General features: G+C 68.8%; 9 protein-coding genes and 1 pseudogene. 6 read left to right on the top strand and 4 right to left on the bottom strand.

What is annotated here, in order from left to right; translation table 11 throughout:
* The first annotated feature begins 108 nt into the window (after nucleotides 1-108).
* From ACIKT0_RS08470 to ACIKT0_RS08485, 4 genes are all read left to right on the top strand, one after another.
* Nucleotides 109-624, top strand: a complete 516-nt coding sequence (locus ACIKT0_RS08470; protein ID WP_407104934.1) for an ELM1/GtrOC1 family putative glycosyltransferase — start codon at nucleotides 109-111, stop codon at nucleotides 622-624.
* Complete coding sequence (trxB, locus tag ACIKT0_RS08475; protein ID WP_407104926.1) at nucleotides 621-1,589, top strand: thioredoxin-disulfide reductase; 969 nt, start codon at nucleotides 621-623, stop codon at nucleotides 1,587-1,589. The genes ACIKT0_RS08470 and trxB overlap by 4 nt, the downstream gene beginning before the upstream one ends.
* A gap of 42 nt (nucleotides 1,590-1,631) precedes the next feature.
* Nucleotides 1,632-2,522: a LysR family transcriptional regulator gene (locus ACIKT0_RS08480; protein ID WP_407104927.1), complete on the top strand. Its 891-nt coding sequence runs from the start codon at nucleotides 1,632-1,634 to the stop codon at nucleotides 2,520-2,522.
* A gap of 122 nt (nucleotides 2,523-2,644) precedes the next feature.
* A complete protein-coding gene (locus ACIKT0_RS08485; RefSeq protein ID WP_407104929.1) occupies nucleotides 2,645-2,812 on the top strand; it encodes a hypothetical protein in 168 nt (55 codons plus the stop codon).
* Nucleotides 2,813-2,911: 99 nt separating this feature from the next.
* Here the strand turns inward: ACIKT0_RS08485 and greA are convergent, their stop codons facing one another.
* Nucleotides 2,912-3,385, bottom strand: coding sequence for a transcription elongation factor GreA (gene greA / locus ACIKT0_RS08490; RefSeq protein WP_183396401.1), 474 nt, complete (start codon nucleotides 3,383-3,385; stop codon nucleotides 2,912-2,914).
* A 116-nt stretch (nucleotides 3,386-3,501) separates the two neighbouring features.
* Nucleotides 3,502-6,825 carry a carbamoyl-phosphate synthase large subunit gene (carB, locus tag ACIKT0_RS08495; protein WP_407104930.1) on the bottom strand — a complete coding sequence of 1,108 codons (3,324 nt, stop codon included), beginning with the start codon at nucleotides 6,823-6,825 and terminating at the stop codon, nucleotides 3,502-3,504.
* Between the two features lie 165 nt (nucleotides 6,826-6,990).
* Here carB and ACIKT0_RS08500 point away from each other — a divergent pair, with 165 nt between their 5' ends.
* Nucleotides 6,991-7,776, top strand: coding sequence for an SDR family NAD(P)-dependent oxidoreductase (locus ACIKT0_RS08500; protein ID WP_407104931.1), 786 nt, complete (start codon nucleotides 6,991-6,993; stop codon nucleotides 7,774-7,776).
* 76 nt (nucleotides 7,777-7,852) lie between these two features.
* On the opposite strand, the gene ACIKT0_RS08505 is transcribed toward ACIKT0_RS08500, so the two are convergent.
* Entirely contained in the window at nucleotides 7,853-8,056 is a 204-nt protein-coding gene (locus ACIKT0_RS08505; protein WP_183396398.1) for a cold-shock protein, read from the bottom strand.
* A gap of 289 nt (nucleotides 8,057-8,345) precedes the next feature.
* Here ACIKT0_RS08505 and ACIKT0_RS08510 point away from each other — a divergent pair, with 289 nt between their 5' ends.
* Nucleotides 8,346-8,879, top strand: a complete 534-nt coding sequence (locus tag ACIKT0_RS08510; RefSeq protein WP_407104932.1) for a cupin — start codon at nucleotides 8,346-8,348, stop codon at nucleotides 8,877-8,879.
* Between the two features lie 3 nt (nucleotides 8,880-8,882).
* On the opposite strand, the pseudogene ACIKT0_RS08515 reads toward ACIKT0_RS08510, so the two are convergent.
* Nucleotides 8,883-9,608 (bottom strand): annotated as a pseudogene (locus ACIKT0_RS08515) (hypothetical protein); the annotation flags it as partial.

Consider the following 9,608-nt stretch of genomic DNA (forward strand, 5'->3'; position numbering starts at 1 on the left):
GGAGGGGCTCAACTCCGGCGCCGTCTCGGCGCCGTTCTCGGCGGCGCTCGACGCCGAGGTGATCATCATCATCGGCGCCAATCCGACGGTGAACCACCCTTGGGCGTTCTGATCGACGCGCCGCTCGCGGCGGAGGACACCGCCCGGCTGGCGGCGGGGCTGCGTCGGCTGCGGGAGCAGGGAGCGGTTCTCAGCGTGCGCCCGCCGGCCGGCGCGCCGGAACCACTGCTTATGGCGCTCTCCGGCGTGGCGCATTATCTATGGGCTCAGGGTCGCCCAGACCCCTATATGTCGGTGCTCGGGCAATCGGAGGCTCTGGTCGTGACCACCCAGTCCACGCGAATGGTCAGCGACGCGGTGGTCACCGGCGCCCCCGTGCTGACCTTCTTGCCGCAGGGCGCGCCGCGCGCCGTCCGCCGCTCTGTTGAAGCGCTCGCCGCGCAGGGGCTGACGCGGCCATTCGCCGGCGAGCTTGACGCCTACGCCTACGCGCCGCCCGACTCGACGCGCGAAGTCGCGCATGCGATCCACGCTCTCGTGACGACGCGCGCAGCGCTGCGCAACGAACGCGTCCGCCGGGCTCCGGCCCGGACCCGCGAAACGAACGGACCTTCTCCACGATGACCACACAGCCGATCAGCCATGTGCGCCTCGCGATCCTCGGCTCGGGGCCGGCCGGCTGGACCGCCGCGGTCTACGCCGCGCGCGCGATGCTGGAGCCGCTGGTGATTTCGGGCCTCCAGCCCGGCGGCCAGCTCACCATCACGACCGACGTCGAGAACTATCCGGGCTTCGCGGATCCAATCCAGGGCCCCTGGCTGATGGAGCAGATGCAGCTGCAGGCCGAGCGGATGGGCGCGCGCACGCTGTTCGACCATGTCTCCAAGGTCGATCTGGGCCGGCGGCCCTTCGTGATCGAGACGGAGTCCTCTGGCCGCATCACGGCCGACGCCCTCGTGGTCGCGACGGGCGCGCAAGCCAGGTGGCTCGGCCTCGAAAGCGAGGAGCGCTTCAAGGGTTATGGCGTCTCCGCCTGCGCGACCTGCGACGGCTTCTTCTTCCGCGGCAAGGAGGTCGTGGTGGTCGGCGGCGGCAACACGGCGCTCGAGGAGGCGCTGTTCCTGACCAACTTCGCCAGCAAGGTCACGCTGGTGCATCGACGCGAGTCGTTCCGCGGCGAGCGGATCCTGCAGGACCGGGTGTTCGCGAATCCGAAGATCGAAGTGGTCTGGAACGCCACCGTGGGAGAAATCCTCGGTTCCGGGACGCCGCTGAAGGTCGAGGGCGTCAAGCTCGTGGACACTCGCACCGGGACGCCGAGCGTGCGGCGCTGCGACGGCGTGTTCGTCGCGATCGGCCACGCGCCCGCGACCGAGCTGTTCCGGGGCCAGTTGGACATGAAGCCGTCGGGCTATCTGGCGGTGAAGCCGGGCACGTCGCTCACCAATATTCCGGGGGTGTTTGCGGCGGGCGACGTTGCAGACGAGACTTACCGCCAGGCGGTCACGGCCGCCGGCATGGGGTGCATGGCCGCGCTCGACGCAGAGCGCTTCCTTGCGGCCGAAGAGGCGGCGCGCACCGCCGCCTGAGCGCGACGAGAGCTGCCGCGTCTGTCGGCTGCGGGGGACCGAATGGACTGGGACAAGCTGCGAATCTTTCACGCCGCCGCGGATGCGGGGAGCTTCACCAAGGCGGGGGAGACGCTCGGGCTGAGCCAGTCCGCGGTCAGCCGCCAGGTCTCGGCGCTGGAACACGAGCTGAAGACGCCGCTGTTCCACCGCCACGCCCGCGGCCTGATCCTGACCGAGCAGGGCGAACTGCTGTTTCGGACCACCCAGGAGGTGTTCGCGAAGCTCGAATCGGCGCGATCGATGCTCACCGACAGCCGCGAGCGCCCGAACGGCGTGCTGAAGGTCACGACGACCGTCGGGCTCGGCTCAGGCTGGCTGACGCCGCGGCTCGTCGAGTTCATGGACGCCTATCCGGACATCCAGGTCCAGCTCATCCTGAGCGACGACGAGCTTGATCTTGCGATGCGCGAAGCGGACGTCGCGATCCGCCTGCGCGCGCCGACGCAGCCCGACCTGATCCAGCGTCGGCTGTTCACCGTGCACTACCACGTCTACGCCTCGGCGGATTATCTCAAGCGGCACGGCCGGCCGGCGACCCTGGACGATCTCCAGAAGCATCGCCTGATCGAGTTCGGCGGCCCGGTTCCGCCGTTCCTGCAGAGCATCAACTGGCTGAAGACGGCGGCGCGGACGCCCGGCAACCCCCGGGCCGCGAGCCTGGTCGCCAACAGCCTGACCGCGATCAAGCACGCCGCGGAGACCGGCGTCGGGCTGGCGGTGCTCCCGGACTACGTGGTCGAGGCGAACTCGCAGCTGCAGCGCGTTCTGGACGGCGACGAGATGCCGACCCTCGAGGCCTATTTCGTTTATCCGGAAGAGCTCAAGAACGTCGCGCGCATCCACGTCTTCCGAGACTTCCTGGTGGAGATGGCCCAGCGCTGGCAGTTCTGAGCGGCGCGCTGACGGCTTCGCCATCTCGGCGCGCCGACTTCATTCCGGTCGGGATGGATCAGATTCGGCGTTGGAACGTTGTTTCCTGAGTACGGCCCGGAACGGGCGATCAGGAGACATGGATGAGCGCGCAAACCAACACGCCGGGCGAGCACGGGCAGCAGCTGAACCACGTCGAGGCCAAGCAGGGAACCGACGCGCCGCGCGGCATGCCGATCGTGGTCATCGTCGGGGTGGTGGCCGCGACCGCCGCGATGGCCATCATCTGGCTGGTCTTCTTCGCCCGCTGACCGCCAGCGCCACACAAAGCGAAACGCCCGGCCGCGAAGCGCGCGCCGGGCGTTTTCTTTTGGCGTTGGGCGTAAAGCCCGCCGCGCCTGGCTCAGGCGTCAGGCGAAGCGAACGCTCAGGACCTCGTAGCTCTTGCCGCCGCCCGGAGTGGCGACCTCGACGGTGTCGCCGACCTTCTTGCCGACCAGCGCGCGCGCGATCGGCGAGCCGATCGAGACCCGGCCCTGCTTCACGTCGGACTCGGCCTCGCCGACGATCTGGTAGACCTTCTCCTCGTCGGTGTCCTCGTCCACGACCGTCACGGTGGCGCCGAACGTGATGGTGTCGCCCTGCAGCTTGGAGACGTCGATGACCTCCGCGCGGGCGATCATGTTCTCGAGCTCGGCGATGCGGCCCTCGTTCAGGCTCTGCTGTTCCTTCGCCGCGTGGTACTCGGCGTTCTCGGAAAGGTCGCCGTGCGAGCGGGCTTCGGAGATGGCCGCGATGATGCGCGGCCGCTCGCTCGAGGCGCGGTGCTTCAGCTCCGCTTCCAGCGCCGCATGACCTGCGGCGGTCATCGGGATCTTGTCCATCTCAGTCTCTCTCGACACTACAAACGCAACGCCCCTCGAACCGAGGGGCGCGCACGTGACGCCATAAACGCCGGAAGCCCAGCCGCCGTTCCATCTTATTTTCGGCGGGGGCCGGTTCAGCCGAAATAGGACTGCAGTGAGCGCACCTCGAGGTCTCCGCCAAGATAGGCTTTGATCCCCTGAGCCGCCGCCACCGCGCCTGACAGCGTGGTATAGTATGGCACTTTGTGCAAGAGGGCGGCCCGGCGGAGCGACCGGCTGTCGGCCAGCGCCTGGGCGCCTTCCGTGGTGTTGAACACCAGCTGGACGCCGCCGTTTTTGATCGCGTCGACGACGTGCGGCCGGCCTTCCAGCACCTTGTTGATCTTCTGCGCGTCGATGCCGTGCGCCGCCAGGTGGCGTTGCGTGCCCGAGGTCGCGATGATCTTGAAGCCGAGGTCAGCGAGCATCCGCACCGGCGCCAGAACGCGATCCTTGTCGCCCTCGCGCACCGAGACGAACACCGTGCCCCCGAGCGGCACCCGCGTGCCGCCGCCGAGCTGGCTCTTCGCGAAGGCGACCCCATAGTCGCGGTCGAGGCCCATCACCTCGCCCGTCGAGCGCATCTCCGGCCCGAGCACGGTGTCGACGCCCGGGAATCGCGCGAACGGGAACACCGCCTCCTTCACGCCGATATGGCCGAGGGGCTCCGACTTGAGGCCGAACTGGGCGAGGGGCTCGCCCGCCATCACGCGCGCGGCGATCTTGGCGAACGGCTTGCCGACCACCTTCGCCACGAACGGCACGGTGCGGGAGGCTCGCGGATTGACCTCCAGCACGTAGATCACGCCGTCCTTGATGGCGTACTGGACGTTCATCAGCCCGCCGACCTCGAGCGCGAGCGCTAGCGCCCGCGTCTGGTCCTCAAGCGCCGCGATCATCTCCGGCGACAGCGAGTGCGGCGGCAGCGAGCAGGCCGAGTCGCCCGAATGCACGCCGGCCTCCTCGATGTGCTCCATGATTCCGCAGATGAAGACGTCCTTGCCGTCGCACAGCGCGTCGACGTCGACCTCGGTGGCGTCGGTCAGGTAGCGGTCGAACAGCAGCGGGTTCTTCGACAGGACCGTGTTGATCTGGCCGGTCTTGTCGTTCGGGTAGCGCTGCTTGACGTCCTCCGGCACCAGGTCCGGCAGCGTGCCGAGCAGGTAGTCCGAGAGCATCTTCTCGTCGTGCAGGATCGCCATGGCGCGCCCGCCGAGCACGTAGGAGGGACGCACCACGAGCGGGAAGCCGAGGTCGCCGGCGACGATGCGCGACTGCTCGACCGAGTAGGCGATGCCGTTGTCCGGCTGGACGAGCTTGAGCTTGTCGAGCAGCCGCTTGAAGCGGTCGCGGTCCTCGGCGAGGTCGATCGCGTCCGGGGTCGTGCCGAGGATCGGCACGCCGGCCTTCTCGAGCGCGTCCGCGAGCTTCAGCGGGGTCTGGCCGCCGAACTGGACGATCACCCCGTGCAGCGTGCCGCGCGAGCGCTCGACCTCGATGATCTCGAGCACGTCCTCGGCGGTCAGCGGCTCGAAATAGAGCCGGTCCGAGGTGTCGTAGTCGGTCGAGACGGTCTCGGGGTTGCAGTTGACCATGATGGTCTCGTAGCCGGCCTCCGAGAGCGCGAAGCAGGCGTGGCAGCAGCAGTAGTCGAACTCGATGCCCTGGCCGATCCGGTTCGGGCCGCCGCCCAGGATGATGATCTTCTTGGCGTCGCTCGGCTGAGCCTCGTTGACCGGCTGGCCCGCGAAGGGCGGCGCGTAGGTCGAGTACATGTAGGCCGTCGGGGAGGCGAACTCGGCCGCGCAGGTGTCGATGCGCTTGAACACCGGCCGCACGTCGAGCGAGCGTCGCCGCGCCGCGACCTGGTCGGGCGTCAGGCCGGCGAGCGTCGCCAGCCGGGCGTCGGAGAAGCCCTGGGCCTTCAGCTTGCGGAACGCGGCCGCGGTGGTCGGCAGGCCGATCCGGCGGACCTTCTCCTCCGTCGCCACGAGCCCCTCGAGCTGCTCGATGAACCAGGGGTCGATCTTGCAGGCTTCGTGGATCTCGTCGGCCGGGAAGCCGAGCCTGAGCGCCTGCGCGACCTTGAGCAGGCGGTCCGGCGTGGGCTTGCTGAGCGCGGCGCGGATCGCGTTCTTGTCGTCGCCCTGGCCGAGTCCTTCGATCTCGATCTCGTCGAGGCCCGTCAGCCCGGTCTCGATCGAGCGCAGCGCCTTCTGCAGGCTCTCGGCGAAGGTGCGCCCGATCGCCATGGTCTCGCCGACCGACTTCATCGAAGTCGTCAGGGTGGCCTCGGCGCCGGGGAACTTCTCGAAGGCGAAGCGCGGGATCTTGGTGACGACGTAGTCGATCGTCGGCTCGAATGACGCCGGGGTCGCGCCGCCGGTGATGTCGTTGTCGATCTCGTCAAGCGTGTAGCCGACGGCGAGCTTGGCCGCGACCTTGGCGATCGGGAAGCCGGTCGCCTTGGAGGCGAGGGCGGACGACCGCGACACCCGCGGGTTCATCTCGATCACGATCATCCGGCCGGTCGCCGGGTCGATCGCGAACTGCACGTTGGAGCCGCCGGTCTCGACCCCGATCTCGCGCAGCACCGCGAGCGAGGCGTCCCGCATGCGCTGATATTCCTTGTCGGTCAGAGTCAGCGCCGGCGCGACGGTGATCGAGTCGCCGGTGTGGATGCCCATCGGGTCGATGTTCTCGATCGAGCAGATGATGATGCAGTTGTCCGCCTTGTCGCGGACGACCTCCATCTCGTACTCCTTCCAGCCGAGCACGCTCTCCTCGATGAGCACCTCGTCGGTCGGAGAGGCGTCCACGCCGCGCTCCACGATCTCGAGGAACTCCTCGCGGTTGTAGGCGATGCCGCCGCCGGTGCCGCCCATGGTGAAGGACGGCCGGATGATCGCCGGCAGACCGATCTCCTCGAAGGCGACGAGCGCTTCCGTCAGATTGTGGGCGAGCCGCGAGCGCGGGGTCTCGAGGCCGATCTTGGTCATCGCCTCGCGGAACAGTTCGCGGTCCTCGGCCTTGTCGATCGCCTCGGCGGTGGCGCCGATCATCTCGACGTCGTGCTTGGCGAGCGCGCCCATCTTGCGCAGCGAAAGCGCGCAGTTGAGCGCCGTCTGGCCGCCCATCGTCGGCAGCAGCGCGAAGCCGCCGGGCACGACGTGGCGCTCCTTGGCGATGATCTTCTCGACGATCTCCGGCGTGATCGGCTCGATGTAGGTGGCGTCCGCCATGTCCGGATCGGTCATGATGGTCGCCGGGTTCGAGTTCACCAGGACGATCCGGTAGCCCTCTTCCTTTAGGGCTTTGCAGGCCTGCGTGCCGGAATAATCGAATTCGCACGCCTGCCCGATGACGATCGGTCCCGCGCCGATGATGAGGATCGTCGCGATGTCAGTGCGTTTGGGCATGAAACAGGGCTTTCCGGGGCGGCGCGAAGCGGCCAGACCGCGCGCCGCGTGGCATGTGAAGAGCGATTGTGTGGCTGAAGGCGTTCCATACACAGTCGGCCGCTGGCAGGGAAGCGTTCAGCGATATGCAAGTCGGCTTCGCGACCGACAGGGGGAGAACCTATCATGACTGCGCAGCGCCGGACCGTCCTCATCACGGGAGCGTCGTCCGGGATCGGACTCGAACTCGCCCGGCTGTTCGCCGCGCATGGCGACGACCTCGTGCTCGCGGCCCGGCGCGAGGATCGGCTGAAGGCGCTTGCCCAGGAGCTTTCGGGCAGACATGGGGTCAGCGCGGTGGCGGCGCCGGCGGATCTCGCCACGCCGGAGGGCGTGAAGGAGTTCGCGATCGAGATCGGCCGGCGGGGCCATGTCGTCGACGTGCTGGTCAACAACGCCGGTTTCGGCCTGCGCGGCCCCTTCGTGAAGCTGCCCCTCGACCGCCAGCTGGAGATGATCCAGGTGAACGTCGCCGCGCCCACGGCGCTGGCGGGCTTCTTTCTCCCGGGAATGATGGCGCGCGGCCGCGGCGGCGTCCTCAACGTGGCGTCGCTCGCGGCCTTCCAGGCGGGGCCCGAAATGGCGGTCTATTACGCCACCAAGGCCTTCCTGCTGTCGTTCTCGGAGGCGCTCTACGAGGAATCGAAGCGCAGCGGCGTGACGGTGACCGCGCTCTGCCCGGGCCCCGTGCCGACCGAGTTCGGGCACGTCGCGGGCATGGGCGACGCGCAGCTGTTCAAGACCGGCGTCGTGTCCGCCGAAGCCGTAGCCAAGGCGGGGTTCGAGGGCTTTCAGAAGCGCAAGGCGATCGTGATCCCGGGCGCGCTGCCCAAGCTCGGCGCCTTCATGACCCGGCTCGGCTCGCGAGGGCTGACCCGCCGGATCGCCCACGAGATGCAGCGCACGAGCTGAGCGGCCGCGCAAAAACAAACGGGGCGCCCTGTGGGCGCCCCGCGGAAACCTTGTCGCCGGTCGGCCGAAGCCGCGATCACTCCGCGCGGAGGTTCGCCGCCTTGGTCTTGCCGCGGTCCATCACCACCTCGAAGCCGACCTTCTGGCCCTCGACGAGGGTGTGCAGGCCGGAGCGCTCGACGTCGGAGATGTGGACGAACACGTCCTTGGAGCCGTCGGTCGGCTGGATGAAGCCGTAGCCTTTCTGCGTGTTGAAGAACTTTACGGTACCGCTGGGCATTTCTTATCCCCTTGAGACAAGCGCATGTGCGCAGTTGGACGGAAGCCCCTGCAGAGGCGGCCGGCCGGGCACAATCCGAACTTTGGTGCGTGTCGTGGAGGCGGGAGCTTCGGCGGTCGCCGTATGCAAGCCAGTCCGGACATCCAAAATCTGATTGCAATCGCGACTATGGCGCACAGGGGCAGGGGTTCGTCAAGACGGCGCCGCCGCTCCTTAAGGGGAACCTCGGAACGGCCGGATCGTTGTTCAGAAGCCCTCTGCGGCGTTCGTTTCGTAGGAGATCACGGCGTTGAAGTCATCGGACCAGACGGTCTCGACGGACGAGTTCCGCTTCGCGGACGACGGTTCCACGCCGAACCACCCGGCCTTCGCGCTGCTGCTTCACCGGAAGGCTTTCGATGCGTCCGGCGAGGCCCCCGAGGTCTGCGCCGAAGCGCTGTTCGCGGCCAATGGCTGGGGCGGCTTCTGGCGCGACGGCGTGTATCCGTTCCACCATTACCACTCGACCTGCCATGAGGCGCTCGGCGTCGCCCGCGGCTGGGCCGAGGTGCAGTTCGGCGGTGAGAAAGGCGAGAGCGTCCGGATCGCCGCCGGCGACGTCGCCGTGCTGCCCGCAGGCACCGGGCACAGGAAGGTTTCGGCGAGCGACGACTTCGTGGTCGTCGGCTGCTACCCGCCCGATCAGCCCTATGACCTGATCCGCTCCGGCGAGGGCGACCATGGCGCCGCCGTCGCGCGCGTCGCGTCCGTGCCGCTGCCGGCGACCGACCCGGTGTTCGGCCCCGATGGCGGGCTCAGGACCAGATGGGGCGAGCAGCGCTGAGCTTCAGCGCGCCGCGCGAAGGGAGAGGCGCTTGAGCCCGAGCGCTGCGGCGAGCGTGCCCGCGCCGAGCGCCAGCGACAGCCACATCGCGCCCGGAGCCCCGAAGCGCTCGATCGCCGCCCCGTAGGCGACGGGCGCTGCGGCCGAGGCGAAGAAGCTCGGCGCGATCAGCCGCCCCACCACGACGCCGTAGCGCGCAGGGTCGAACAGCGCGAGGGGCAGGGTGCCGCGCGTGATGGTCAGCAGACCGGCCGCCCCGCCATAGATCAGCGAGAACATGGCTGCGGTGGCGAGCGACGCTCCGCTCCAGAAGCCCACGACGAAAGACACCACGAGTCCTGCCGCCGCGGCGAGGTTGAGGTCGACCGGCCGGAGCCTGCGGCCGAACAGGACCTCGCAGAGGCGCGCCCCGGACTGGCCGATCCCCCGCAGGGCGGCGATCCAGGCCGTCGCACCGGCCGCGACGCCGAGGCCGCCGAGCACGCCGATGATGTGGGCCGACATGCCGTAGTGCAGCGCGTTCGAGAGCGCGACCACGGAGGCGAACAGGATGGCGGCGGCGAGATCCGAGCGCGGCGCAGAGCTCAGTTCCTCGTCCGGCCCGGAGGGCTGCTCCGGAGCGGCGAACCGCGCCTGCGGGATCGTCCAGTGCAGCGGCCCGAGGTGAAGCTGTTCGACCGGGATCTCGCGGCGCGCATCGAGCGGCGCGGCGACGAGACCGTCGAGGGG

Source organism: Hansschlegelia beijingensis, assembly GCF_045505405.1.
GTDB classification, from domain to species: Bacteria; Pseudomonadota; Alphaproteobacteria; order Rhizobiales; family Methylopilaceae; genus Methylopila; species Methylopila beijingensis_A.